This window comes from Dokdonella fugitiva, from assembly GCF_004342425.1.
In the GTDB taxonomy this organism is placed as follows: Bacteria; Pseudomonadota; Gammaproteobacteria; order Xanthomonadales; family Rhodanobacteraceae; genus Dokdonella_A; species Dokdonella_A fugitiva.
The window spans coordinates 239,038-264,010 of record NZ_SLWQ01000005.1; the positions used below are offsets into that span (position 1 = coordinate 239,038).

Below are 24,973 nucleotides of genomic sequence, written 5' to 3' on the forward strand. Positions count from 1 at the left end.
CAGCCCCTCGCGTTCAAGAAGAAGCATTGCCAGCCAAAGGGTGACGCTCGAACCCGGGGACGCCTACGCGCGCCGCGCATGCACGCCGAGGGCGATCCAGCCGGTGATGAAGGCGACGCCGCCGAGCGGCGTGATCGCGCCGAGCCAGCGCGGTGCGCCGAGCGCAAGCAGGTAGAGGCTCACGCAGAACAGCACGATGCCGCTCGCGAATGCGAACGCGGCGACGCGCAGCGCTCGATTCTCGTGCTGGCGCGCGAATGCGCCGCAGGCGAGCAACGCGAACGCGTGCCAAGCCTGGTACTCGACCGCCGTGTGCCAGGTCGCGAGCGCGGCGGCATCGAGCACGCCGCGCAACGCGTGCGAACCGAACGCGCCGAGCATGACGGCGACGGCGCCGGTGATTGCACCGACGCCGATCGACATGCGTGCGAGGCAGTTCGCCATCGCGGCCACGGGTCCCGGTCGACGCCGGAACCCTGCGCTCAGTGCGCCGCCCCGGCTTTCGCCGGCTTGGTCGCCTTCGCGCCCGCCGCCTTCTTGTCCTCGAGCGGCTTGAGCAGGTCCGACATCGACTTGTTGATGTTCGCGTACTTGTACGCGGGCAGCACGTAGGTCCAGCCGGAGAAGCGCGCCTGCAGGTCGGCGACGTCCTTGTTCAACGCGGCGAGGCGCGTCTCGCGATCCTTGGCGGGATCCTCGACCGAGGCCGGCTTCGCCGGCGGCACGGCCTCGTCGGTCTTGCCTTCCTTCTTCGCCGCTTCCGCCGCCGCGCTCGCCGCGTCGTAGTCGGCCTTCGCCTTCGCCTGTGCGGTGGCGATGCCCTTGTCGGCCTGCGCCGCGTCGAGCGAGGCGGCGAACTGCGCGTAGCTCTTGCCGTCCTTCTCCCACGCGGTCAGGTCGACGACGACGCCGTCGAACGTCGTGTAACGCGCCTTGAGCGCCTGCTCCGGCGGCGTCGCATCCTTCGCCGCGACGACGTCGTCGAAGCGCAGCCCGGCGAGCGCGGTGGCGAGCCCGTTGATGGTGAACTCCGAACCCGCCTCGCGCCCCTTCGGCACGTCGGCGAGCGTGTAGTTCGCGTCGCTCTCGGCATGCTTGGCGATCGACACCTTGCCGCCGTCGGCGTGCGTGATCTCGACCGACGCGACCCGCGTCGCGCTGATGTCGGCGAGGTCCTTGCGCAGCCAGTCCGCGCCGTTCCTGTCGATCGTGAGCGACGTCGAAACGAGCCAGCTTTCCGGCTGGCCCGCCTCGCGCACGTAGGTGCCGCCGCGCGGGTCGCTATGGCCGACCACGAGCACGACCGGCCGGGCCAGGCCGTCGAGTTCGACCTGCACGCCCTTCGCGTCCTTCGCGGCGACGTCCTCCACGCCGAGCAGCGCATACTTTTCCTTGTTCGACGTCTTCTGCTCGACGCGACGGGCCTCGGCGAGCTTCAACAGGAACGCGCGCAGCTTGCCGGTGTCGGCCGGATAGCCACCCTTCTCCGCGAGGGTCCAGTCGTTCGCGCCGCGTTCGAGCGTCGCGGCGACCTTGCCCTCGGCGCCGGTGACGATGACCTTGGTGACGTCGTTGATGTGCTCGCGCAGCTCCGGGACGAGATAGGCCGACGCCTCGGCCTGCCCGCTCTGCGGACGGTTGGAATGGTTCAGCGCGACCGCGGCGCCGATCGCGACGATGGCCGCGATGCCGAGTCCGATCAGGGTCTTCTGGTTCATGCGTGGGCTCCCTGTGCGGCGCGACGGCGCTGCAGGCGCCACCACGCGAAGGCGAGCGCGGCGAGCGTGACGAGCAGCGGCATCAGCACGATATTGACGATCTTCAGGCGCGTGCCGAGCGATTCGATCTCCGCGTCGAGCTGGCGCCGCACCTGGCGCAGCTCCTTGCGGATCTCGAGCTTGCGGTCGAGGAACTTCTCCAGCTCGGCTTTCTGCTCGGCGGAGAGGATCTGCGCCTGGTCCTGGCTCTTCGCGCTCTGCAGTTCGTTGAGCTTGCGCTCGGTCTCGGACAGCTCGCGCTGCAGGTCCTGCTCCTTGGCGCGGAACCGCTCGTCCGCATTGCGCTTGATCGCTTCGACGGTGGTGAACGGCCGCTGCGACGTCGCGCGGCCGCGGATCGAGATGAGGTCACTCGAACCGGCCATGTTGTCGAGCGCGTTCACCGCGAAGTCGCCGTTGTTGGCGAACGGATTCATGATCTGCTGGCCGAGGAACGGACGCACCTGCACCCACATACGGTCGCTGAGCAGGTCGGTGTCGGCGACCAGCACGATCTGGCCATTGTCGTCCTTCGATTCCTTGAGCGCGCCGGCGTCGTTGCGCTCGGGAAACGCGGTCTTGAACTTGCCGGACAGGCGTGCCGCGATCACGAACGGCGAACCGGCCGGCTTGTAGCCCTGCAGCAGCGAGGACGGGTCGCCGAGCATGCGCAGGCGATCGGCCGGCACGCTCATCGCATCGGACGTCGTCTGCAGCAGCGGCACGAGCTTCTCGTCCTTGGCGTCCTTGGCGAGGTCGAACGAGCCCGCGGTCGACACGTTGATGCTGTCGAGGTTCGCGGTCAGCACGTCGTCGTGGTTGAGATCGCCCTGGGTCAGGCCGAGGATGCCCGCGTGGCGCACCGGCGCGGTGCCTTCGCCGAGGCTGATCGGCAGGCCGCGCGCGCGGTCGATGACGACCTTGTGCGGGTCGTACTCGACGCCCCACGCCTTGAACAGCTTCGGCAGGTCGGACGACTTGTCGGCCATCATCGCGGCCATCGGGTTCGACGGATCGGCCCCGCTGGTGTCGAGCTCGGCGCTCGGGTCGACGAACACGAGCAGGTGCCCGCCGCGCAGCACGAACTGGTCGATCGCGTACTGCGCGTCGTCGGACAGGTTCTTCGGCTGCACGACGATCAGCACGTCCATGTCCTTGTCGATCGTCTTGAGCGTGGCCGCATCGACGGACTTGACGTCGAACAGCTGCGTCCACTGCTGGTAGATCGCCCACGGCTGGCGCATCTGGCGCGTCTCCGGGTCGAAGCCGGCCGAGATCGGCAGCCCCGAGAGCAGCCCGACGACCGGCTTCTTCGGCGTCTCGAGTTCGTGGATGAGCTTGGCGATGTCGTACTCGAGGAACGCTTCCTTGTCCGGCTGCAGGAACGGGATCGACGCGTGCCCGTTGGTCGAGTTGGTGCCGGCGATGCCGAGGAACACCTTGTCGCCCGACGCGGTCACCGGCACGGCCTGCAGGCCGAGGCTCGCCGCGCGGTCCTCGTCCTCGGAGAACGGCAGCGGGTCGATCACCTGCAGGCGCAGCTTGCCGCCCGAGCGCGCCGCCATCTCCTGCAGCATCTCGCGCACGGTCGTGAAGTAGCTGCGCAGCTGCGGGATGCCTTCGCTCGCCTTGTCGGAGAAGAACAGGTACAGGTCGATCGGCTCGTCGATCGACTTCAGGATGTTCTTCGTGCCGTCGGAAAGCGTGTACAGGTGGTTCTGCGTGAGGTCGGCGCGCGCGCCGCGGAACACGACGTTGACGAGCAGCATCACCGCGATGAACAACGCGGCGAGCACGGCCAGTGCGGTACCCGAAAGGGCCTTGCGATTGAGTTGCATCGTCGGTTCCCTCCTCAGGCCGCTTTCTTCATGTCGATGACGACCGCGGTCGCGTACAGCCACACGCCGATCATCAGGACGAAATAGATGAGGTCGCGCAGGTCGATCACGCCCTTGCTGATCGACGCGAAGTGGGTCAGGAAGCTGAGGCCCGAGATCGCGTCGGCGAGCCCTTGCCCGGCGACCGCGCGGATCGCGTCGAGCACGAGCGGATAGCCGGCGAGCAGGAGCAGGAAGCAGATGACCACGGTCAGGATGAACGCGACGACCTGGTTGCGCGTGGATGCCGACAGGCACGAGCCGATCGCGAGGAACGCGCCGGCCATCAGCAGCGAACCGAGGTAGCTCGCGAACACGACGCCGTTGTCGGGGCTGCCGAGGTAGTTGACGGTGAGCCAGATCGGGAACGTCAGCGCGAGCGCGATCGCGATGAACGCCCACGCGGCGAGGAACTTGCCGAACACCGCCTGCCACATGGTGATCGGCAGGGTCAGCAGCAGTTCGATCGTGCCGGACTTGCGCTCTTCCGCCCACAGGCGCATCGACACCGCGGGCACGAGGAACAGGTACAGCCAGGGATGGAACGTGAAGAACGCCTGCAGGTCGGCCTGGCCGCGTTCGTAGAAATTGCCGAGGTAGAACGTGAACGCACCCGACAGCAGCAGGAAGATCACGATGAACACGTAGGCGACCGGGGTCGAGAAGTAGCTGCGCAGTTCGCGCCGGAAAATCGTCGTCGTGCCGCTCATGTGCGCGCCTCCTTGCCCGTCGCGCCCTGGGTGATGGTGCGGAAGACTTCGTCGAGGCGGCCCGCTTCGAGCGCGAGCTCGCGCACGGCGACGTTCTGCGCCTTCAGGGCGTCGCTGATCGCGACGAAGATCGAGCGGCCCGGTTTCGGGAATGCGGTGATGCGGTTGTCCTGCGGGTCGACTTCGATCGCGGCGATATCGGCGACCTTCGCCAGCGCGTCCTTCGCCTCCTGCAGGTTGCCCGCGGTCAGCGACACGGCCTGGTGGTAGCGCGAGCGCGCCTCGAGCTCGGACGGCGTCGCGTCGGCGAGGACGCGGCCGCCGGCGATGATGATCGCGCGCGTGCACACCGCATGCACTTCCTCGAGCAGGTGGGTCGAGATGATGATCGTCTTGTCGCGCGCCATCGAATTGATCAGCGTGCGCACCTCCTGCTTCTGGTTCGGGTCGAGGCCGTCGGTCGGCTCGTCGAGGATCAGCACCTTCGGATCGTGCAGGATCGACCCGGCCAGGCCGACGCGGCGCCGGAAGCCTTTCGACAACGTGTCGATCGGCTGCTCGAGCACGCGCTCGAGGTGCAGGCGGCCGATCGCGTCGTCGATGCGCTGGAAGCGCCGCTCGCCGGTGAGCCCGCGCACGTCGGCGATGAAGTCGATGAACTCGCGCACCGTCATCTCGCCGTAGCTCGGCGCGCCTTCGGGCAGGTAGCCGAGCACGCGCTTCGCCTCGAGCGGCTGCTGTTCGACGTCGAAGCCGGCGACGGTCGCGCCACCCGAGGTCGGAGCGAGGAACCCGGCGACCATCTTCATGGTGGTGGACTTGCCGGCGCCGTTGGGCCCGAGGAAACCGAGCACCTGGCCGGGTTCGACCTTGAAGCTGATCGCGTCGACGGCGGTGAAGTCGCCGTAGCGTTTCGTGAGTTGTCTGGTTTCGATCATCGTCTTCGCTGCACCTGTTGACGGACATGGCTACCCGCGCACGCCGGAAAAGCCGCGCGGGCGACTACCCCAGATGGTTTTTTCGCGCGCTGCGTCGGCCGACGATGTCGCTGACGGGGCGTGCCCGTCGGCATCGCAGCGACCCCGGACGCGGGGCGCGCGGAAAGATACCGCAAAGGCCGGCGAAAGTTCCCGGCCTCAGCGTGAAAGCCACGGCGCCGGGTAGCGCCGGCCCTCACGCAGCGGCCGGAAACACGCGCCCTGCGCGACGAGGCGGGCGGTCGAGCCCGGTTCGTGCCAGCCGCGGATGCCGGCGAGCGGAAGCGGCCGCAGCTCCTGCGGATCGGCGAGCAGGCGGCCCGCGCGGATCGCCTCGGCCAGCCGGGCTTCTTCCGGCGGCCAACGCGCGACGATCGCCGCTTCACCCACGCGCGGGCGCAGCGCCGCGCGATCGACCTCGACCACGAGGCATTTCGCGGTCGGCGACGCGTGGCCGTTCCAGACGTGCTCGAGCAAGGCATGGCCGAACACGGTCACGGCGAGTTCGTCGCCCCAGGCCTGCTGCCCGCCGACGAACAGCGCGTTCCAGTCGTGCGCATCCCAGGCCGCGAGCAGGCGCGGCGAAGCAAGCCAGACGATCGCGCCCGCCTCGTCGAAATGGGTCAGTGCACACTGCGCGCGCGTGCGCTGCTTCGCGCCGACGCGCGCGACGTCGGCCGCCTGGCGCGCATTGAGCGCCCACTTGAGCTGCGGATGGCGCAGCCAGACCAGCGCATTGAATGCATCGTGCGCGTCGCCGTCCCTCGTGGCCAGCACGGAGCGTGCCGCAACGCGCATTTCATAGTGCAGGCCGTCGTCGAGCAGGTCGCGCGTCTGCGCGACGATCACCGGTCGCCCGATGCCATCCTCCTCATGCGCTCGCCGGCGGCGCCGTTCGAGCTGGTCGAGGCCCGGCAAGCTTGCCGCGGGATCGATCCACGCGCGCAGCAACGGATGCGACCGCGTCGCATGCGCGCACGCAGGCGGACCTGCACGGTCACGCGCACTCATGCGCGGGGCCCTGCGTGGTGGCTGGCCGCCCGGCGGGCACCCACGGCCGCGCCGTCCCTCGGGATCAGGCCGCGAGGCGACCGATGAGGTCATGCTCGTCGGTGTGGATGATCTCCACATCGACGATCTGGCCGGGCTTGAGCGCATGGCCATCATCGATGCGCACGATGCCGTCGATCTCCGGCGCGTCCGCCTTGGAACGCGCGATCGCGCCATCCTCGTCCACCTCGTCGACGATGACCTGCTGGCGCGTGCCGACCTTGCGCGCGAGGCGCGCGGCGGAGATGTCCGCCTGCACTTCCATGAAGCGCTCGAGGCGTTCCTCCTTGAGCTCCTCCGGCACCGCGCCCGGCAGTTCGTTCGCCTTCGCGCCGTCGACCGGCGAGTAGGCGAACGCGCCGACGCGATCGAGCTGCGCCTCGCGCAGGAAGTCGAGCAGTTCCTCGAACTCGGCCTCGGTCTCGCCCGGGAAACCGACGATGAAGGTGCTGCGCAGGGTGAGGTCCGGGCACGCCTTGCGCCAGGCCTGCACGCGCGCGAGCACCTTGTCGACCGCGCCGGGCCGCTTCATGAGCTTGAGGATGCGCGGGCTCGCGTGCTGAAACGGGATGTCGAGGTACGGCAGGATGCGGCCGTCCGCCATCAGCGGGATCACGTCGTCGACGTGCGGATACGGATACACGTAGTGCAGGCGCGTCCACGCGCCGAGTTCGGCGAGCCCCTCGCACAAGCCGGTCATGCGCGTCGCGTGCGCCTTGCCGCGCCATTCCCGCTCGGCGTAGCGCAGGTCGACGCCGTAGGCACTCGTATCCTGCGACACGACGAGGAGTTCCTTGACGCCGCCCTTGACGAGTTTTTCCGCTTCGACGAGCACTTCGTCGACCGGCCGCGAAACGAGGTCGCCGCGCATCGAGGGGATGATGCAGAACGTGCAGCGGTGATTGCAGCCTTCGGAAATCTTGAGGTACGCATAGTGCTTCGGCGTCAGCTTGACGCCGTGCGGAGGCACGAGGTCGAGGAACGGGTCGTGCTTGGGCGGCAGCGCCGCGTGCACGGCGTTCATCACGCTCGCATAGTCCTGCGGGCCGGAGATCGACAGCACGTCCGGATGCGCCTCGCGGATCACCTCGGCCCGCTTGCCGAGGCAACCGGTGACGATGACCTTGCCGTTCTCCTCGAGCGCCTCGCCGATCGCATCGAGCGACTCGGCCACCGCGGCATCGATGAAGCCGCAGGTGTTGACCACCACGACGTCGGCCGAGTCGTAGCTCGGCACGATGTCGTAGCCCTCGACGCGCAACTGGGTGAGGATGCGCTCGGAATCGACGAGGGCCTTCGGGCAGCCGAGGCTGACGAAGCCGACCCTGGGGTTGCGGCGTGACATGGGGAAACCCGGCGAAATGACAGCCCCCTAGTCTACCAGCCGGGTCGCGCCGGACGTGCCGGGCAGGCGCGCGCCGCGATGGCCGGCGCGCGACACACAAGTTTCACTGTTTTTCCAGCCGCGCACCCGGACTTTTTTGGCCCGGGGTCTTAATATGGCGGCGCGGCCGCGAAGGGGGAACCTGCGCCGGCCCGGTTCGGATGACCGGAGAGAGCTGCGCGATGCACCCGGGGAACCCGCTGCCACCCCACCGCCGACGGCGGCGGGCGCCCTGCGCCAGCCGCCTGCTCCTCGTCACGCTGTCCGCCATCACCGCGACGCGCGCCGGCGCCGAGGACCATCCCCTCGCGCGCCTCGTCACCGGCAGCCGGCAGATCGCCGCCGCGGTCGACGCGACGCTCGCCGATCCCGTCACGGTCCAGGTCGCCGGTGCGATCGGTGGCGCCTGGGCGCGCCAGCAACTGCTCATGTGCGCGGGCGACATCGGCTCCGCGCTCGACCTGCCGGACGTCGCCGACCGCCTGTGGACGCGTGCGCTGGCCGCCGCGCAGCAGCGCGGCGATACCCCGGCGACGATCCTGCTGACCACGCTCGTCGCGCAGAGCTCGCTCGCGCTCGGCGACTACGCGCGCTCGCGCGAACTGGCCGAGCGCCTGCGCGTGCTCGCGCACCGGCATGGCGACGCCAACGCGGAAGCGCAGGCCGAGAACGCGCTCGGCGTGCTCGAGCGGCGGCGTGGCCGCCTCGACGATGCGGTCGCCCACCAGCAGCGCGCGCTCGACCTGTTCAAGTCGGCCGGCAACGGCATCGGCGCGATGCGCGCGCTGTCCGACCTCGGCACGATCTTGCGCGACCGCGGCGATTTCGCGCAGGCGCTCGACGCGCAGCTGCGTGCGGTCGCCGAGCGCGAGCGCACCGGCGACAGGCTGTCCAACGTCTACCGCAACCTCGCCCTGCTCTACCGCGAGATCGAGGACACCGCGGCCTCGCGCGCGTACTTCGAACGCGCCACCGAAGCGGCGATCCACAGCGGGATACCGTCGATGTATTCGTCGGCGACCGGCGCCTACGCGAGCCTGCTCAACGACATCGAGGACTACGCCGGCGCGCGCCGCGCGGCCGAGGACGCGCTGGCGATCGACGCCGCGCTCGGTGACCGGCCGCACCAGGGCTTCGAGCACCTCGAACTCGGGCGCGCGCTGCTCGGCGAGAAGCAGACCGCCGCGGCGACCGCGCATTTCGACCGCGCGCTCGAGATCGGCCGCGAGCTTGGCCAGCGCGAACTCGTCGCCCGCTCGCTGCTGCACCAGACCGAGATCGCGCTGGCCCAGCGCGATTACCTGCGCGCGCGCGGCCTCATCGACGAGGCGATCGCCGGCCTCGAGGCGACGCGCCTGCGCCCGCAACTCGCGCAGGCATACGCGTTGCGCGAGCAGCTCGCGCGCGCCGAACACGACGATGCCGAGGCGCTGCGCTACGCGCACAAGTCCGCGGCCGCGCGCGAGGAACTGATCGGCATCCGCGCAAGCCGGCAGCTCTCCGCGCTCGAGGTGCGCCACGCGCGCTCGGACGCCGACCAGCGGCTCGCCATGCTCGCCAAGGACAACGAACTGCAGGCGGCGCGCCTGCAGGCACAGGCGGTGCAGCGGCGCTTCGGCGCGATCGCACTGGGCGGGCTCGCCCTCGCCCTCGTCGCGCTGATCTGGCGCCATCGCGGCGTGCGCCGGCTCAACCGCGCGCTGGCCCAGCGCAACGTCGAGATCGAACGACAGCGCGCGGCGCTCGGCGAAGCGAATGCTCGCCTCGAGCAGCAGGCCGCCGAGCTGTACCACGCGGCGACGACCGACTGGCTCACCGGCGTGTCGAACCGCCGCGACGTGCTCGAGCGCATCGAGCGCGCGTTGCGCGAATCGCGCGCGAGCGGCGACGAGTTCGCCGTGCTGCTCGTCGATTTCGACCACTTCAAGCAGATCAACGACCTGCGCGGCCACCTGCTCGGCGACCGCGCGCTCACCGTCGGCGCGCATGCGATGCGCGACTGCCTCGGCGGCGACGACCTGCTCGGCCGCTTCGGCGGCGAGGAGTTCATCGCGGCGATGCGCGCGCGCAAGCCGGCCGATGTGATGGCGGTCGCGGAACGCATGCGCACGCACGTCGCCGCCCAGCTCGCCTGGCTCATGCCCGAGCTGCGCGGCATCGCGACCGTGAGCATCGGCATCGCGTTCCTCTCCGACACCGGTGGCGACAGCGAGGTCGCCGCCCTGCTCGAGGCGGCCGATCGCGCGCTGTACGCCGCCAAGCACGACGGCCGCAACCGCGTGCACCGTTACGCGGCCTGAATGCGCGGCGCGCGATCGGTTGTGCCGGCACCACCGATCGAAATAACGTAGCGGCTTTCCGCAGGCGGAGTCCCGCATGGGCCAGTCGATCCAGCTCAACACCTCGCGCATGCAGTGCATCGGCGCCTACCTCGCGCGACCGGAGGGCACGCCGAAGGGCGGCCTCGTCGTCGCGCAGGAGATCTTCGGCGTCAACGCGCACATGCGTGCCGTCGTCGATCGGTTCGCCGCGCACGGCTGGGTCGCGATCGCGCCCGCGTTCTTCGACCACGTCGAGACCGGCGTCGAACTCGGTTACGACGAAGAAGGCTTCCGGCGCGGTCGCGAGCTCGCCGGCGAGGTCGGCCTCGATCTCGCGGTCGAGGACGTCGCGAGTGCGGCCGAAGCGATCGCGTCGGCCGGGCGCATCGGCTGCGTCGGCTACTGCTGGGGCGGCACCGTCGCCCTGCTCGCGGCGCAGCGGCTTGCGATGCCGGCGGTCAGCTATTACGGCGCGCGCAACGTCAACCACGTCGGTGCGGCGCTGCGCGCACCGGTGATGTTCCATTTCGGCGAACGCGACGCGTCGATCCCGCCCGAGGCGATCGAGCGGCAGCGCACCGCCTGGCCGGATGCGCAGGTGTACACGTATCCGACCGGGCATGCATTCGATCGCACCGTCGATCCGCGCGCCTACGACGCCGCGAGCGCGACGCTCGCGCTCGAACGCACGCTCGCCTTCTTCGACCAGCACCTCGCGGGGCGCGCATGAGTTTCGCGCTCGATCCACGCCTCGCCGCCGACACGCATGAGATCGGCGACGGCGCACTGTCGCGCGTGCTGCTGATGGACGATGCGCGCTTCCCGTGGCTGATCCTCGTGCCGCGCATCGCCGGCGCGCGCGAACTGTTCGACCTCGACGCGACCGACCGCGCCAGCCTGCTCGGCGAACTCGACGGCGTCGGGCGCGCGCTGGAGTCGCTGCTGCGTCCGGACAAGACCAACATCGCCGCGCTCGGCAACGTCGTTCCGCAACTGCACGTGCACGTGATCGCACGCTATACCACCGATGCGGCCTGGCCGCGGCCGGTGTGGGGCGAGGGTGAACGCGTGCGTTACGAACCCGCGGCGCTCGCCGAACGCCTCGACGCGTTGCGCAGCGCGCTCGGCCCGGCGCTCGCTTGACGGCCGCCGGCGCACCGTCGTCCGCGTTCGACGTCGAGCCGCTCGGCGAAACCACCCTGCTGCTGCGCTTCGGCGAACGCATCGACGCCGCGACCAACGCGCGCGTGCATGCTGCCGCGGCGGCCCTGCGCGCCGCGGCTTTGCCGGGCGTCACGGACATCGTGCCGGCGTACGCGAGCCTCGCCTTGCACTACGCGCCGGCTGCCTGGCACCGGCGCGACGACGTACCGTGGCGGAGCTTCGCGACCGCGGTGCGCGAAGCGCTCGCGGCGGCGACGCACGCATCCACGCGGGCGGCGCGGACGATCGAGGTGCCCGTCTGCTACGGCGGGGCGCACGGCCCGGATCTCGAGCCACTCGCGGCCATGCTCGGGATGGCGGGCGAAGCGTTCGCCGCGCGCCACGCCGCGGGCGACTACAGGGTCGCGATGCTCGGCTTCGCACCCGGCTTTCCTTACCTGCTCGGCCTCGATGCGTCGCTGCACGCGCCGCGGCGCGCGCAGCCGCGCACGCGCGTGCCGCGCGGCTCGGTCGCGATCGGCGGTGCGCAGACCGGCATCTATCCGTCGGAACTGCCCGGCGGCTGGCAACTGATCGGCCGCACGCCGCTGGCGCTGTTCGATGCGCGGCGCGAACCTGCCTGCCTGCTCGCACCGGGCGACACCGTGCGTTTCCGCGCGATCACGGCCGGCGAGTTTGACGCGATCGAGCGCGAGGCGACGCGATGATCGAGGTGCTGCACGCCGGCCTGCTCACGACCGTGCAGGACCGCGGACGGGACGGCCATGCCGCGCTTGGCATCGGCCGCGCCGGGCCGATGGATGCGATCGCGCTGCGCCTCGCCAATGCGCTCGTCGGCAATGCGCCGGACGCTGCCGTGCTCGAGATCGGCCTGCTCGGGCCGCGCCTGCGCTTCACCCGAACGGTGACGGTCGCGCTGGCCGGTGCGGAGTTCGACGCCCGCGTCGCATCGACGCCGCTGCCCGCGTGGTGCCCCGTGCGCATCGAAGCAGGGACCGTGCTCGACTGCGGTCGCGCGCGGCGCGGCGCATGGGCCTGCCTCGCCGTCGCCGGCGGCCTCGCCACGCCGCGCCTGCTCGGCAGCGCGGCGACCGACGTCAACGCTCGACTCGGCGCGCCGCTACGCGCCGGCGACGTCGTCCGGGTCGCGCCGGCGGCGTTCATGCTCGACGACGGCTGCGCCGGCGACGGCGCGTTCCGCGCCCTCGGGCGCTTCTCGCTCGATCCACGACCGTGGTTCGATCCCGAGCCGTCGCGACCGATCCGGCTCGCGCGTGCACGACACGCGGATGCGCTCGATGCGGCCTCGCGTGCAGCGCTGTACACGCAGGCATTCCGCGTCGGCGTGGATTCCAACCGCGTCGGGCTGCGCCTCGACGGCCCGCGCCTTGCGCTCGCCGCGCCGCTCGAACCCGTCAGCGAGCCGGTCGCCGCCGGCACCCTGCAGTTGCCACCGGGTGGCCAGCCGATCGCGTTGATGGCCGAACACCCGACCACCGGCGGCTATCCGCGCATCGGCCAGGTCGCCGCGATCGACCTCGCACGCCTCGCGCAGCGACGCCCGGGCGATCACGTGCGCTTCGCACCGATCGACCTCGACGACGCGCAAACGCGTTATCTTGAATGCGAAAGCCGCCTCGCGCGCCTGTGTGCGGACATCGCCGCGCGGCTGGAACCCTTGCGGATCGCACCATGACACGCACGATCGACCTCAACTGCGACCTCGGTGAATCATTCGGCGCCTGGCGCATGGGCGACGACGAAGCCGTGATGCCCTACATCAGCTCGGCGAACATCGCCTGCGGCTACCACGCGGGCGACCCGGGCACGATGCGCCATGCCGTCGCGCTCGCGCGACGCGCGAACGTCGCGATCGGCGCGCACGTGTCGCTGCCGGACCTCGCCGGGTTCGGCCGGCGCGAGATGCGCGTGTCGATCGACGAAGCGCACGCGATGACGCTGTACCAGGTCGGCGCGCTCGCCGCGTTCGCGCGCGCCGCCGGCACGCGCCTCACGCACGTCAAGCCGCATGGCGCGCTCTACAACATGGCCGCGCGCGACGCCGCACTCGCCGACGCGATCGCGCAGGCCGTGCACGCATTCGATCCCGCGCTGCGACTGGTCGGGCTCGCCGGCAGCGAACTGCCGCGTGCAGGCGAACGCGCCGGCCTCGTCGTCGCCCACGAGGCGTTCGCCGACCGCCGCTACGAGGCCGACGGCTCGCTGGTGTCGCGGCGCGAAGCCGACGCGGTCATCGACGACGTCGGCGGCGCCGTCGCGCAGGCGCTCGCCCTCGCCCGCGGCGAAGCGATCGCGGTGCGCGGCGGCGCTTGGCTGCAGGTGCACGCCGACACGATCTGCGTGCACGGCGACCGCCCCGACGCGGCCCGCTTCGCGCAGCACCTGCACCGCGCCCTGCTCGACGCCGGCATCGCGATCGCCCGTCCGGCGGGCAGGCGCGCCGCATGAACTACTGGCCGCTGGTCGGCGTCGCGATCGTCGTGCTCGGCTTCGCACTGCGGCGCAACCCTGCGCTCGTGGTCGTCGTCGCCGGGCTCGCCAGCGGCATCGCCGCGGGCAAGCCGCTCGGCGAACTGCTGGAGCTGCTCGGCACCGCGTTCGTCGCCAATCGCACGCTCTTGCTGTTCGTTCTCACCCTGCCGGTCATCGGCCTGCTCGAGCGCCACGGCCTGCGTGATCGTGCGCGGGGCTGGATCGCCAGCTTCCGCTCTCTCACGCTGTCGCGCCTGCTCGTCTGCTACCTCGGCCTGCGCCAGTTGCTGTCGATGTTCGGCCTCATCGATCTCGCCGGACATGCACAGACCGTGCGTCCGCTGCTGGCGCCGATGAGCGAAGCCGCCGCCGCGCAGGAAGGCCAAGCGCTCGACGATCAGGATCGCGACCGCGTGCGCGCGCTCGCCGCCGCGACCGACAACGTCGGCCGCTTCTTCGGCGAAGACGTGTTCCTCGCCTTCGGCGCGGTGTTGCTCATCCAGGGTTTCTATGCCGGGCACGGCATCGCGCTCGAGCCGATGGCGATCGCGTTGTGGGCGCTGCCGACGGCGATCGCCGCGTTCGTGATCCACGCGCTGCGCATCGCCTGGTTCAACCGCAGGCTGCACCGCACGGCGGGGAGGAAACGCGATGCTGACGCTTGAACCGGTCTACATGCTGCTCGGCGCGTTCCTGCTGTTCGCCGCGGTCGCGGACCTGCGCGAGCGCAGGCGCGCGACGGCGGCTTTCTGGGCGATCCTCGCGCTGCCCCTGCTCGCCGGCGATGCGATCCTCGCCGCCGCGCGAAACGGCACGCATTGGCCGGCGCAGGCGATGGGCGTCGGCGTGATCGCGCTCGGCGTGATGGCCGCGCTCGGCGACCGCCGCACGCCCGGCGACGAAGCCGCGCTGGCGGAGGCGCGACGCGCGGAGGCGGATCGGCTCGGCAACCGTCTGTTCGGGCCCGCCCTGCTCATTCCGCTCGTAACCCTCGTCGTCGCGCTCGCCGCGCAGTACGGCCCCGCGCCGCTGCGCGCGCTCGTCGACGCGAAGCAGTCGACCCTGATCGCGCTCGGCATCGCGAGCGTCGTCGCATTCGCGGTCGCGCTGCGCGTCACCGGCGCGCGCGTCGTCGGCGGGCTGCACGAGGGCCACGCACTGCTCGATGCGCTCGGCTGGGCCGCACTGCTGCCGATGCTGCTCGCCACGCTCGGCAGCGTGTTCGCCGCGACAGGTGTCGGCGATGCGATTGCCGCGCTCGTCGCGATGGTGATCCCGACCGACAGCCGCATCGCCTGCCTGCTCGCGTTCGCCGCCGGCATGGTGCTATTCACCGCGATCATGGGCAACGCGTTCGCGGCCTTCCCCGTGCTCATGGCCGGCATCGGCCTGCCCCTGCTCGTGCAACGCCACGGCGCGCATCCGGCCGTGCTCGGCTCGATCGGCATGCTGACCGGCTACTGCGGCACCCTGCTGACGCCGATGGCGGCGAACTTCAACATCGTGCCCGTCGTCCTGCTCGAGCTGCCGGACCAGTACGCAGTGATCCGCGCGCAGCTGCCGACGGCTATCGGGTTGTTGCTGGTCAATGTGGGGTTGTTGTGGGGGTTGGCCTTCTGAGGGCCCAGGGCCGAGTGCGCGCTGCGGGAGCGGCGGAAGCCGCGATGCTCTCGAACGAGCACGGCAGCCGCCGCCGATGCGGGCTCAGACGAAGCCGAGGTAGCGCGTGTTGAAATTGCCGAGGTTCGGCAGGATCAGGTCGATGTCGCCGTCAGTGAGGCCGAACCATTTCGCGAGCGTCGCCGAATACTGCTCGACCGACGTGGTCGGGATCATCTGGCCGTAGCCGCCGTCGTTCGGGTTCTGCGCCGACGGCGCGAGGCTCGGCATCTGCGCCGAGCCCGTGCCCGCGAGGTTGTCGCCGTAGAACTTCCTGCCATCGACGGCGCCGCCGACGACGAACTGGTGCGAGGCCCAGCCATGGTCGCTGCCGTCCTCGTTGTTCGACAATGAGCGACCGAAGTCGGACGCGGTGAACGCGGTCGCGCGGTCGGCGAGGTTCACCGAAGCGAGCGCGGCATGGAAGCCCGCGAGCGACTTCGACAGCCCGACGAGCAGGTCGGCCTGCGTCGCGAGCTGGTTGCCGTGCGTGTCGTAGCCGCCATCGGTGACGAAGAATACCTGGCGCTTGAGCCCGGCGTAACCGGGTACGCCGTTGTTGGCAGCCCAGATCAGCTTGGCCACGGTTTCGAGCTGGTCGCCGATCTCGCCGGCGCCGGTGAAGTAGCTGCCGAAGTCGGGCATGCCGGACGCGGACAGGGTCGCGCGCAGCAACGACGCGGTCGCGACCGAATGGCGCATCGCGTTGCCGAACGTGCGCTCGAGCACGTTCGCCTGTCCTTGTGCATGCAGCGCGTCGAACGCGGTGCGCAGCGCGCCGTTGCCACTGAGCTCGTACGGAAAGTCGATGACGTTCGGTCCGTACGAATTCATCACGTATCCGGCGACGGACTCGCCGCGCACGAATGCATCCTGGCCACCGAGCGAGGTGAGGATCGGGATGTCGGGCGGATTCGCGCTCGCGACGAGGTCCGCGATGCGTCCGCCCCAGCCCGTCACGGGCGAGTTGGTCGGCGGCGACGATTGCCAGTACGCGGCCTGGTCCGCGTGCGAGAAGAGCTGCGGCGGCAGCACGGCGGAACCGCCCTGGTATTCCGCCTTCGTGGTCGGGCGCACGAGCGCCCCGACGTTGGCCACGATCGCCGCATGGTTCGCGTTGAACAACGCGGCGAGCTCGGGCATCGACGCGTGCAGGCCGTAGCTGGAGCCGTCGCCGGGGCTGCCGGCGCCGCTCGCGGGCGCGTTGAGCGCGTGCAGGCCGGCGCTCGGCAATGCGAGGTTCGGGCGCACGAGCTGGTAGTTCGTGCGCGCGCTGCCGGAAATCGGCACGACCGTGTTGAAGCTGTCGTTGCCGCCGTACAGGAAGACGCAGACGAGCGCCTTGTAGTCGGTGAACGTGTAATCGGTGCGATGAACCGCCGCCTGCAGCAGCTTCATGCCGCCGAGCGCGGAGTACATGCTGACCCCGCCGAGCGCGGCGCAGATCGTGTCCCGGATGAACTTGCGACGATCGGTACGCATGGGCGGCTCCTACTTCTGGACCATGTATTCGGGCGAATTGAAGATGAGGTACAGCGCGGTGTGGATGCGCCACAGCCGCCAGTCGCTCACGCCTTCGGTCCAGCTCGAATTGATGCGGTTGAGGTACGTCAGCAGGGTCTGGCGCATGAACGGCGACATCTGCCCGGACATGAAGCGCTTGTTGTACGCATCCACGAGGCGATCGGCCGGATCGGCCGCGCCGCCGCTGCCGCTTCCGGCGAGCGCGAGGTCCTTGGCATGGTTGACCTTGACCTCGCCAAAGTCGTCGCCGGCGTCGCATACCCGGGCGACGTCGAAGTAGAACGCCCTGCCCTCGACGCTGTTGGCGGTGTTGGCGATCACGCTCTCGGTCTGCAGCTGGAACTCCGGGCCGACGAGGTTGCCCTGCGTCATCTCGCCCGGCGGCAGGTAGCTCGGCTTGAAGAAGTTGAAGACGGAGAACGCGTTCATCGGCGCCTGCGCGACGCCCGAGCCGTACTGGTCGTCGTCGGTGCCCCATGCGGTGGAGTAGCCGGCGTAGCGGTACGGCTGGTTCGCGTAGTGGTACTGCACCGTGCCCTGGGTGAAGTTGCGGCCGCAGGTGTGGCGCGCGTCCATCGCCCGCCAGAAATGTGTCAGCGCGATCAGCGGTTCGCGCAGCTTGCCGTACTTGTCGCTGTACAAGTGGCCGTAGCGCGCTTCCGGATCGAGCAGGATCGCCTGCGCGACCGCGCGCAACTGGTTCGGGCTCGTGCGGTTCGCGTTGAACACGTCGGCGACGCGCTTGACGTAGGCCGGGCTCGGATTGCTCGTGACGAGTCGCTGGATCAGCTGCCTGGCGATGAACGGCCCGACGTTCGGATGGCCGTAGATGTTGTCGAGCGCGAACTGCAGGTCGCTCGCCGCCGAGCCGCCGTCGGCGAGCACGCCGCCGGCCTGCGCGCCCGGATAGACGAGCAGCTGCTTCGCATGCATGTCGTTCGGGCCGGTGCCGTTGTCGTGGTAGCTCGGGTCGCCGTTGCGCGGATGGTTCGGCTGGTCGTACGGCGCCATCGGGTGCAACCAGTTCTCGCCGGTGGTGTAGTCGGGCCCGCAGTCGGTGAAGTTGTCGAACCCGTTGTCGTCGCAGTCGTACCAGTTCCAGCCGGTGAACACGTGCGCGAACGCGGAGATGGTCGCCTGTGAGTAGGTCGGGATCGGATGGCCGCCCGCGTCGAGTTGCGGCGTGCCGTCCGGCTTGAGCATGACGAGGCCGATGCTGAACAGCTGGTTGATCTCGCGCGCGTAGTTCTCGTCCGGATGGATGTTGCGCGTGGGATCGGCGCGCTGGTTGCCGCGCATGTTGAGGTAGGTGCCCATCGCGGGGCTCAGCGTCACCTGCTCGAGCAGGGCGCGATAGTTGCCGAATGCGTTAGCGACGAGGATGTCGTAGTAGTACGCGATGCTCTCCGGGAACTCGGCCAGCTGCGCGTTCTGGTCGGACACGACGAGGATCTCGCTCAGCGCGAAGGCCATGCGCTGGCGCAACTGGTCGGTATGGATGAGCGCGTTGTTGGCCGGGTCGGGGCCGCCGAGCGCCGCGAGGAACCACGCCTCGCGCCGGTTCTGGTGGCCGACCTGCTCGTGCAGCGTGTTGCCGACCCAGTCGAGATAATCCATCTCGAAGGTCGGCGGCGCGGCGAACTGTTCGTTCAGCCAGGCCTGGTAGCCGATCGCGCGCAGATGCGCGATGTCGGCGTCGGTCGGCCCGAACGTCGCCTGCGCGAGGAAGCGCGAGGCGTCCGCGTCATTCGTCGGCCCGGCGGCCGCGCCTTCGAAACCGTCGCGGAGCATGGCATCGGGCGAGTGCGATTGCGCGAACGCGGACGCTCCCGACGCCGTGCACACGAGCATCACCGCGAGGCGCAACAGCCTGCGGACATTCCTTGCTGGCAGCATATGGACTCCCTCTCTCCCCAGGTCCCGCGAGAGCGTCGCGGCGGCGGCGGGACTCTACCGGGCCGCACTGGCGCCGGAGGGTGCGCCATGCCACATTCCGACTGCCGACCCGCTCACAGGTCGTTTCCGGCGGATAATCGGTCAAGCGGCGTCATTTTCGAGCCCGCCCGCAGCCGACAATGGCCGCACGAGCGGCGCAGCCCGCTTGCACGCCGCGTTTTTCTCCCTGGCATGCCGCATGTGTTTTCATGGATTGCGCGCTTGCGGATATGCTAGACCTCGCAACATCCCCCACCCTGAGATTCCAAGATGCCCAATATCGCCACGTTCCTCAAAGCCGAAATCACACGCCTCGCACGCAAGGAAATCCGCGGTGAAATCGGTACGCTGCGCAAGACGAGCGCCGCGCACCGCCGCGACATTGCCGCGCTCAAGCGCGAAATCGCGAACCTGCAGCGGCAGAACAAGCAGCTCTCCAAGCGCGCCGCCGGCGCCTCCCAGGCCGCGACCGCCGAGTCCGGCGAAGGCGAAGTGAGGAACCGTTTCTCGGCCAAGGGCTTCAAGTCGATGCGCGCGCGCCTCGGCCTCTCGGCCGACCAACTCGCCACCCTGCTCGGCGCGAGCATGCAGTCGGTCTACAACTGGGAACACGGCAAGACCGTCCCGCGCGCCAACCAGGTCGCCGCCATCGCCGCGCTGCGCACGATCGGCAAGAAGGAAGCGATGCGACGCCTCGAAGAGGCACAGGCGGCGGAGAAGCCGTCGCGCAAGCGCTGAAGCAGTCACGCGCGTTCAAGCAGACGAGCAGCACGGCGCACGTCACCCTCGCGAAAGCGAAATTCCATCTGCATCGGCTTAGGACGTCAGATCCCCGCCGCCTGGGATGACGAAACGCGTTCACATGATCGGCCGTGGTCGACATGGAAACGCAGCGCGCGTGCGTGCGCGATGTGCCCGGACCCGGCGTCGCATTGCGCACGCATGTTATTGATTTACAGAGCATCGGCATGCGACAACCCGAGCAGATACCCCCGAAAGAACCCCCGCGCTTGGCGCGGGGCGAGCCGCTCCGATGCGGCTCCAAAAGCTACCGTAGTTGGTAGATGCGTCTACCGGCGCTAGTAGCTCCGCTGTGCTCGAATTTCTCGGCGCCACTTCGGCGCGACGAGAGGATCGACACCATGGACACGAGCACCGCCCTGCGCACCGCGATCGAGCTGCTGACCCAGGTCGCCGACCGAGCATGCGCGAACGGCGCGATTGCAGCCCTGCCGCCCGACTTCGACGACCGCTACGACGAGTTGACGGACGCGCTGAGCGGAATCGCTGGACAGCCGCGCGCCGCATGCTCTCAGCCACCGGCGGCCACCAAGTCGACCGCGGCACTCATGACCGCACGCGAAGTCATGGCAGATACGGCCATGAGCCGCAGCACGCTCTACCGCTTGATCCGCGAGGGGCGCTTTCCTGCGCCGGCGAAGGTCGGCACGATGTCGCGCTGGCACGCAACCGCGGTCGCGGATTGGAAGGCGCGGCTCTTCGCATGAGCTGCCGCCAACTTCACCGACTCACCGCGCGCGCGGTCGCGACCGCGACGACGCCAGGATACATCGCCGACGGCGGCGGCCTGTATTTGCAGATTACCGCAAGCGGCGCGCGGAGTTGGGTCTTGCGGTTCATGTTGCGCGGTCGCGCGCGCGAAATGGGGCTCGGCTCGGCCACGATGGTTGGGCTCGCAGAGGCGCGCCAACGCGCGGCGGAGTGCCGACGCCAGCTCGCCGACGGCATCGATCCCATCGACGCCAGAGCGCGCGCACGCGCGCAGAACGCTCACACCTTCGAGGCGGTCGCGACGGAGTACATCGATGCGAACGCAGGCGGATGGCGCAGCGCCAAACATGCCGATCAATGGCGGCAGTCGCTCGGGACGTACGCGTTCCCGGTCATCGGCCGCATGCCGGTTGCGGCGATCGACCTCGCGCACGTGCTCCGCGTGCTGGAGCCTGTCTGGACAACCAAGACAGAGACGGCCACGCGCGTGCGCCAGCGCATCGAAGCCGTGCTCGACTACGCTGCGGTGAAGCGGTACCGGGCGGCGGGCAGCGAGAACCCGGCGCGCTGGCGCGGGCACCTGCAGCGGATCCTCCCCAAGCCGTCCCGCGTGTCGCGCGTGCGGCACATGAGCGCGCTGCACTACAGCGAACTGCCGGCGTTCATGGCCACGCTACGCGCGCTGCCGCAGGGCCCGGCCGCGCTGGCGCTGCAGTTCACCATCCTGACCTGCGCGCGAACGGGCGAGGCGCGAGCGGCGACCATGGGCGAGATCGACGTCGACGCGGCGCTATGGACCGTGCCAGGGTCGCGCATGAAGGCGGGCAGGGAACACGTCGTCCCGCTCTCGGCCGCCGCGCTCGGCGTCGTGCGCGCGACCGGCGTCACGGAAGGGGCGCTGTTCACCTATCGGCGGGCGCCGATCAGCAACAACGCAATGCTCGCGCTCCTGCGCCGCATGGGTCGCGGCGACATCACCGTGCACGGCTTCCGCTCGACCTTCAAGGACTGGGCGACCGAGCAGACCGACTTCCCGACCGACGCGATCGAGATCGCGTTGGCGCACACCGTCGGCGACAAGACCGAGCAGGCGTATCGGCGCGGCAACCTGCTGGCGAAGCGCCGCGCGCTCGCCGACGCCTGGGCGGCGTACTGTGGGAGCGTCACGCAGCCCGGGCGATCCCCACCGCGGGATATGCGGTGGTAGCCTTTGGCCGCTCGCACCCGTCCACTACTGGAGAAGTGCCTTGACGACCAAGCCCGCACCGCCGCCGCCGCGGCAACCGCCTACCCCGCATCCTCGCAATCTGCCGCCATTTCGAACCGTCCCGCCGCCGCCACCGCCGTCGAAGCAGGGCTAGGCTCAAATGCGACCCGACGAGATGCAGGCGCGAACCTCGACTGAGGCCCGAAACGACCTCATCTACCAGATCCGTTTGCACGAGCTTCACGCTACGCTCTTCCGACGGTTGAAATGGTTGGCGTCGCTCGTCTCATTGCTTGCTGGTGCGTCGGCCGTGACGAGTTGGGTTCAATCGCAGCCCGGCGGCGTGTTTGTAGCGGGCTTGGTAGTCACGATCACCGGCGTTCTCGACATCCTTGGGCGCTGGGAGGAGCGAGGCGCAGCACATCGCGCGTGGCGCCGCCAATTCGCCGAAATTCTTGCGGAAGCGCCTGTGCTATCGGACGAGGATCTGCATGCGGCCTACGTGCGGGCCGAGGCGAGCGTCGACGACACGCTACGAAGCTTGGAGCGCGTTGCGTACAACGACGCCATGCGCTCGCTCGGCCTGTATACGCGGCGGGTGTGGGAATGGCCATCGAACTGGTTAATGCGCTTGTTCGTGTAGGGAGCGGGAGCATTGATCCAAAGCGATATTCGATGCCGCATGCAGCACCCGCATTCACGCGCCAACGTGCTGATTTACCTGCCAGCTTGCTGACGCAAGATTGAGCGATACCCCGACCTGAACCCCAAAAAAGCGCCCCGCGTGAGGCGGGGCGAATGGCTGGCGCACGCGGGAACGGATCACGCCGCGCGGATCTCGAGACTCTTCTTCGGCGCGAGCGCATCGATCGCCTCGACGTACTGCGGGACGACCGTACGAAGCCACGCGAGACGCTCCTGCGCTTCGCTGCGCAGCGTCGCCTCGCGCGGGTTGGCCCGTGCCATCGCGTTCGCCCAGGCGGTCGGCAGCGTCGCCGCGAGCACGCCGGGCAACGGCATGGGCGAACGCATGAGCGCGACGAGCGCGCGCGGATGCTTCCCGTCCATAAGTTCGTGCGCGAGCCTTGCCTGCGCATCGGGCGACATCGCGCGCCAGAGGTCGCGCACCTCGCGATCCTCCGCCGCACCGACGGCATCGTTCATCGCCAGCGGCGGCGGCGAGCATGATTTCGCGTCGGCCTCCGCGAACTCGTCGATGCGCTTCATCGCCTCTACGCGCGCGCCCTCGATCTCGTTGCGAGCCGCCGCGGCGATGGCTCGACGCTGCTCGGCCTTCCATGCGTCGGTGCGCGTGGCGTCGGCCTCCACGTCGGCAATGCGCTTCGCGGCGCTCGCGGCGATGCGCAGCACCTTCGCTGCGTGGTTGAACTCGGCGTGGTCCGTATTGGCATGAAGCGGCGCGCGCAGCGCAACAACGCCGCCAGTCGCAAGGCGGAGAGCGGATATCCCGTCGGGCTCGCCCCGCTCGACCTGGCCCCAGATCGGGGTAACGCCGAGTTCGGAAAAGCTCTCCGCAAAGCGGAGTGATTCTGCGTGGTTCATCGCGAGCCCCCGATGCGCTGCGGGTCGTGCTTCGGCGCGTTGCTGTGGTCGTGGTTTCCGCGGTCGTGCGCGGCGGCATTGCCGGTAGCGTCGACCGGGCGCATGCCCTCCGCGACGAGGCCGGCGCCGGGATTCGATGCGGGCGCGGCCGGCGCGTGCGCGGCGCTTGCGCCGTTCACGAGTGCCTGAGGATTGAAACCTTTCATGGGTGCGTGCCTCTTTTGTCGTTCGCCGCGAACCGCGCGGCAGCGGGTTTGCTATACAGGCCTCGCCGTGCGCGGCGTGAGCGTCAGCGCAATGATCGGCGCGCGTGGATTGGCCGCTTTGGCCGCGGCGAGGTCGCGCTCGCTTGGGGAGTACAGGACAACGGCGGACTGCGGCAGATCGCGAGTCGCGCGCACGCGCTCGAGGCGCCGCTCGATCCGCGCAAGCCGGGAGCGCATGCCCCTCATGCCGACGCCCTCCGCTCGAGGTCAGCGAGTTCGATCTGCTGATCGCGCGCCAGGCGCGACCACGTGTCGGCGTCGATCACGGCCGGCACGAGCAGGCCACGTCCGACGATGTGCCCGTCCGCCAGCCGGCGCGCCGACGCAGCGTGCGCGGGCATGCCGCGCCGCTCGCACGCGGCGGCCTCGCGCAGCACGTCTCGGCGCACGCCTTCGGGCACAGGCGCGCATTCGGCGCCGCCATGTCGCGCGCGCTTCGCTTCCAGCGCGCCGAGTCGGCGAATCAGGTCACGACGCATCGGCATTTCCCTCCAGCTCGGCCAGCCGGCGCTCGATCTCGTCCGCCTGGCGAATGTCCGAGCAACCGCGCAGTGCGGCGATCAGCTCGGCCGCGACGTCGGGCGCCAGTTCGCCAGCCGCGGCGGCGCGCACGAGCGCCTGCGCGGCCTCTGCCGGCGTCGTGGCGTTCGCAGCCGACTCGACCACGATGGGCTCGCGCGTCGCGCGCAGGGGCGGCGCCACGCGCGAGAGCACGAGCGCAATCGCGGCAACGTCGCCGTTGCGCGCGCGGTGAAGCAACGCCTGCAGGACGTCAGGCATCGCGCCATCGAACGCTTGGCGAATGCGCGAACGCTTGTCGACGATGCCGCGCGGCCGCCCCTTCGGGTTGCCAGACTGCCCCGGCTTGAAGGGCCTTCCACGCTCAGCCATGTGCTGCTCCCTCACTGTTTATATCAGCGCCGCCCGGCGTGTGTTCGGCGTCACGGATTCCGTACGCTTCGCTAGCAGCGGCTCTGATCTCAGTCACTGTGTCGTAGAGGAGGCCGCCCTGAGCCATCAGGGAATCAAACTCAGCACGATTGCGTGCGATCGCATCGCGCTGCTCCTGCGGTGCGCAGTCGAAAAAAACGTTCGCAGGAATTTCCTCGATAAACTTCGCATCGTGACGCTCAAACGCGATTTCGGCTTCGGCTCGAACGTGATCTCCCACTGAGTATTTCGCGACAACAAACTCGTGTAGGGGTTCGCCTTCGCAGGCGCAAGGGAAGAATTTGCTCAGCATCACTATCGACGGCGATGCGAAGATCCTCTCGGGAACTAGCGCCATGGTTTGCCAAGCGCTGAATACGGCGGGCTTCTCCCGAACATCGAATGCATACACCCCCCAACCGGTCTGGAGGTAACAAAGCAACAAGGCGACGCGGTCACAAGCATTCGACTGCCAGGGCCCGAGCCTGGACACGCGGTGTTCCAAGCGATACGCGTTCCTCATCCTGCCCAAACCCCGAATGAAAACGGCGTTCCTCATGGCTTGCTGGTGCTGCTCAGACATCTCATCGGCTCCCGAAAACTGCGCTGCTCCAAATCCCCATACCCCTAGGGATTAATTCGGC

At 69.5% G+C, this 24,973-nt stretch carries 26 protein-coding genes; 12 read left to right on the forward strand and 14 right to left on the reverse strand.

All coding sequences use genetic code 11. The features are described from left to right. Positions 1–63 precede the first annotated feature (63 nt). The 7 genes from EV148_RS11120 to rimO form a co-directional block, all read right to left on the reverse strand. Entirely contained in the window at positions 64–444 is a 381-nt protein-coding gene (locus EV148_RS11120; protein WP_131998037.1) for a DUF423 domain-containing protein, read from the reverse strand. A 38-nt stretch (positions 445–482) separates the two neighbouring features. Continuing rightward, positions 483–1,718: a DUF4340 domain-containing protein gene (locus EV148_RS11125; RefSeq protein ID WP_131998040.1), complete on the reverse strand. Its 1,236-nt coding sequence runs from the start codon at positions 1,716–1,718 to the stop codon at positions 483–485. Continuing rightward, positions 1,715–3,595, reverse strand: coding sequence for a GldG family protein (locus tag EV148_RS11130; protein ID WP_131998043.1), 1,881 nt, complete (start codon positions 3,593–3,595; stop codon positions 1,715–1,717). The genes EV148_RS11125 and EV148_RS11130 overlap by 4 nt, the downstream gene beginning before the upstream one ends. 14 nt (positions 3,596–3,609) lie before the next feature. Next, positions 3,610–4,344 (reverse strand): ABC transporter permease, encoded by a 735-nt coding sequence (locus EV148_RS11135; RefSeq protein WP_131998046.1) that lies wholly within the window; start codon positions 4,342–4,344, stop codon positions 3,610–3,612. Next, complete coding sequence (locus EV148_RS11140; RefSeq protein WP_131998049.1) at positions 4,341–5,282, reverse strand: ABC transporter ATP-binding protein; 942 nt, start codon at positions 5,280–5,282, stop codon at positions 4,341–4,343. The genes EV148_RS11135 and EV148_RS11140 overlap by 4 nt, the downstream gene beginning before the upstream one ends. Positions 5,283–5,480: 198 nt before the next feature. Continuing rightward, positions 5,481–6,332 carry a DUF3025 domain-containing protein gene (locus EV148_RS11145; RefSeq protein WP_131998052.1) on the reverse strand — a complete coding sequence of 284 codons (852 nt, stop codon included), beginning with the start codon at positions 6,330–6,332 and terminating at the stop codon, positions 5,481–5,483. A gap of 64 nt (positions 6,333–6,396) precedes the next feature. Further along, positions 6,397–7,716, reverse strand: a complete 1,320-nt coding sequence (rimO, locus tag EV148_RS11150) for a 30S ribosomal protein S12 methylthiotransferase RimO (RefSeq protein ID WP_131998055.1) — start codon at positions 7,714–7,716, stop codon at positions 6,397–6,399. A gap of 221 nt (positions 7,717–7,937) precedes the next feature. Between rimO and EV148_RS11155 the strand changes: the two genes are divergently transcribed. The 8 genes from EV148_RS11155 (at position 7,938) to EV148_RS11190 (ending at position 15,353) form a co-directional block, all read left to right on the forward strand. Next, on the forward strand, positions 7,938–10,055 hold the full coding sequence (locus EV148_RS11155; RefSeq protein WP_158287435.1) for a tetratricopeptide repeat-containing diguanylate cyclase: 2,118 nt from the start codon (positions 7,938–7,940) through the stop codon (positions 10,053–10,055). A gap of 76 nt (positions 10,056–10,131) precedes the next feature. Further along, positions 10,132–10,806, forward strand: a complete 675-nt coding sequence (locus EV148_RS11160; protein ID WP_131998061.1) for a dienelactone hydrolase family protein — start codon at positions 10,132–10,134, stop codon at positions 10,804–10,806. Beyond that, positions 10,803–11,219, forward strand: a complete 417-nt coding sequence (locus tag EV148_RS11165; RefSeq protein ID WP_131998064.1) for an HIT domain-containing protein — start codon at positions 10,803–10,805, stop codon at positions 11,217–11,219. The genes EV148_RS11160 and EV148_RS11165 overlap by 4 nt, the downstream gene beginning before the upstream one ends. Further along, a complete protein-coding gene (pxpB, locus tag EV148_RS11170) occupies positions 11,216–11,947 on the forward strand; it encodes a 5-oxoprolinase subunit PxpB (protein WP_131998067.1) in 732 nt (243 codons plus the stop codon). The genes EV148_RS11165 and pxpB overlap by 4 nt, the downstream gene beginning before the upstream one ends. After that, complete coding sequence (locus EV148_RS11175; RefSeq protein ID WP_131998070.1) at positions 11,944–12,936, forward strand: 5-oxoprolinase subunit C family protein; 993 nt, start codon at positions 11,944–11,946, stop codon at positions 12,934–12,936. Before pxpB ends, EV148_RS11175 begins: the two co-directional genes overlap by 4 nt. Then, positions 12,933–13,709 (forward strand): LamB/YcsF family protein, encoded by a 777-nt coding sequence (locus EV148_RS11180; protein WP_131998073.1) that lies wholly within the window; start codon positions 12,933–12,935, stop codon positions 13,707–13,709. Before EV148_RS11175 ends, EV148_RS11180 begins: the two co-directional genes overlap by 4 nt. Further along, entirely contained in the window at positions 13,706–14,398 is a 693-nt protein-coding gene (locus EV148_RS11185) for a DUF969 domain-containing protein (RefSeq protein ID WP_131998076.1), read from the forward strand. The genes EV148_RS11180 and EV148_RS11185 overlap by 4 nt, the downstream gene beginning before the upstream one ends. Then, on the forward strand, positions 14,385–15,353 hold the full coding sequence (locus EV148_RS11190; protein WP_131998079.1) for a 5-oxoproline transporter, DUF979 family subunit: 969 nt from the start codon (positions 14,385–14,387) through the stop codon (positions 15,351–15,353). The genes EV148_RS11185 and EV148_RS11190 overlap by 14 nt, the downstream gene beginning before the upstream one ends. 84 nt (positions 15,354–15,437) lie before the next feature. On the opposite strand, the gene EV148_RS11195 is transcribed toward EV148_RS11190, so the two are convergent. Then, on the reverse strand, positions 15,438–16,874 hold the full coding sequence (locus EV148_RS11195) for a DUF1501 domain-containing protein (protein ID WP_131998082.1): 1,437 nt from the start codon (positions 16,872–16,874) through the stop codon (positions 15,438–15,440). 9 nt (positions 16,875–16,883) lie between these two features. Continuing rightward, positions 16,884–18,707, reverse strand: a complete 1,824-nt coding sequence (locus tag EV148_RS11200) for a DUF1800 domain-containing protein (protein WP_158287436.1) — start codon at positions 18,705–18,707, stop codon at positions 16,884–16,886. Positions 18,708–19,121: 414 nt separating this feature from the next. On the opposite strand from EV148_RS11200, the gene EV148_RS11205 reads away from it, so the two are divergent. The 4 genes from EV148_RS11205 to EV148_RS11220 all read left to right on the forward strand — a co-directional run bounded on the left by EV148_RS11205 (position 19,122) and on the right by EV148_RS11220 (position 22,213). Next, positions 19,122–19,589 (forward strand): helix-turn-helix domain-containing protein, encoded by a 468-nt coding sequence (locus tag EV148_RS11205; RefSeq protein WP_131998088.1) that lies wholly within the window; start codon positions 19,122–19,124, stop codon positions 19,587–19,589. A gap of 404 nt (positions 19,590–19,993) precedes the next feature. Further along, positions 19,994–20,359, forward strand: a complete 366-nt coding sequence (locus tag EV148_RS18690; protein ID WP_199222768.1) for a helix-turn-helix transcriptional regulator — start codon at positions 19,994–19,996, stop codon at positions 20,357–20,359. Beyond that, positions 20,335–21,570, forward strand: coding sequence for a tyrosine-type recombinase/integrase (locus tag EV148_RS11215; protein ID WP_241988059.1), 1,236 nt, complete (start codon positions 20,335–20,337; stop codon positions 21,568–21,570). The genes EV148_RS18690 and EV148_RS11215 overlap by 25 nt, the downstream gene beginning before the upstream one ends. 160 nt (positions 21,571–21,730) lie before the next feature. Further along, positions 21,731–22,213, forward strand: coding sequence for a hypothetical protein (locus EV148_RS11220; protein ID WP_131998091.1), 483 nt, complete (start codon positions 21,731–21,733; stop codon positions 22,211–22,213). A gap of 179 nt (positions 22,214–22,392) precedes the next feature. On the opposite strand, the gene EV148_RS11225 is transcribed toward EV148_RS11220, so the two are convergent. The 5 genes from EV148_RS11225 to EV148_RS11245 all read right to left on the reverse strand — a co-directional run bounded on the left by EV148_RS11225 (position 22,393) and on the right by EV148_RS11245 (position 24,912). Continuing rightward, complete coding sequence (locus EV148_RS11225; protein ID WP_131998094.1) at positions 22,393–23,133, reverse strand: hypothetical protein; 741 nt, start codon at positions 23,131–23,133, stop codon at positions 22,393–22,395. Then, the gene (locus EV148_RS11230) at positions 23,130–23,339 is read right to left on the reverse strand and encodes a hypothetical protein (protein WP_131998097.1); all 210 of its coding nucleotides are present in this window, start codon (positions 23,337–23,339) and stop codon (positions 23,130–23,132) included. The genes EV148_RS11225 and EV148_RS11230 overlap by 4 nt, the downstream gene beginning before the upstream one ends. Positions 23,340–23,581: 242 nt before the next feature. Beyond that, positions 23,582–23,800, reverse strand: coding sequence for a hypothetical protein (locus EV148_RS11235; protein ID WP_131998100.1), 219 nt, complete (start codon positions 23,798–23,800; stop codon positions 23,582–23,584). 67 nt (positions 23,801–23,867) lie between these two features. Continuing rightward, positions 23,868–24,290, reverse strand: coding sequence for a DUF5681 domain-containing protein (locus EV148_RS11240; protein ID WP_131998103.1), 423 nt, complete (start codon positions 24,288–24,290; stop codon positions 23,868–23,870). Next, the gene (locus tag EV148_RS11245) at positions 24,283–24,912 is read right to left on the reverse strand and encodes a hypothetical protein (RefSeq protein ID WP_131998106.1); all 630 of its coding nucleotides are present in this window, start codon (positions 24,910–24,912) and stop codon (positions 24,283–24,285) included. The genes EV148_RS11240 and EV148_RS11245 overlap by 8 nt, the downstream gene beginning before the upstream one ends. Positions 24,913–24,973: the final 61 nt, after the last annotated feature.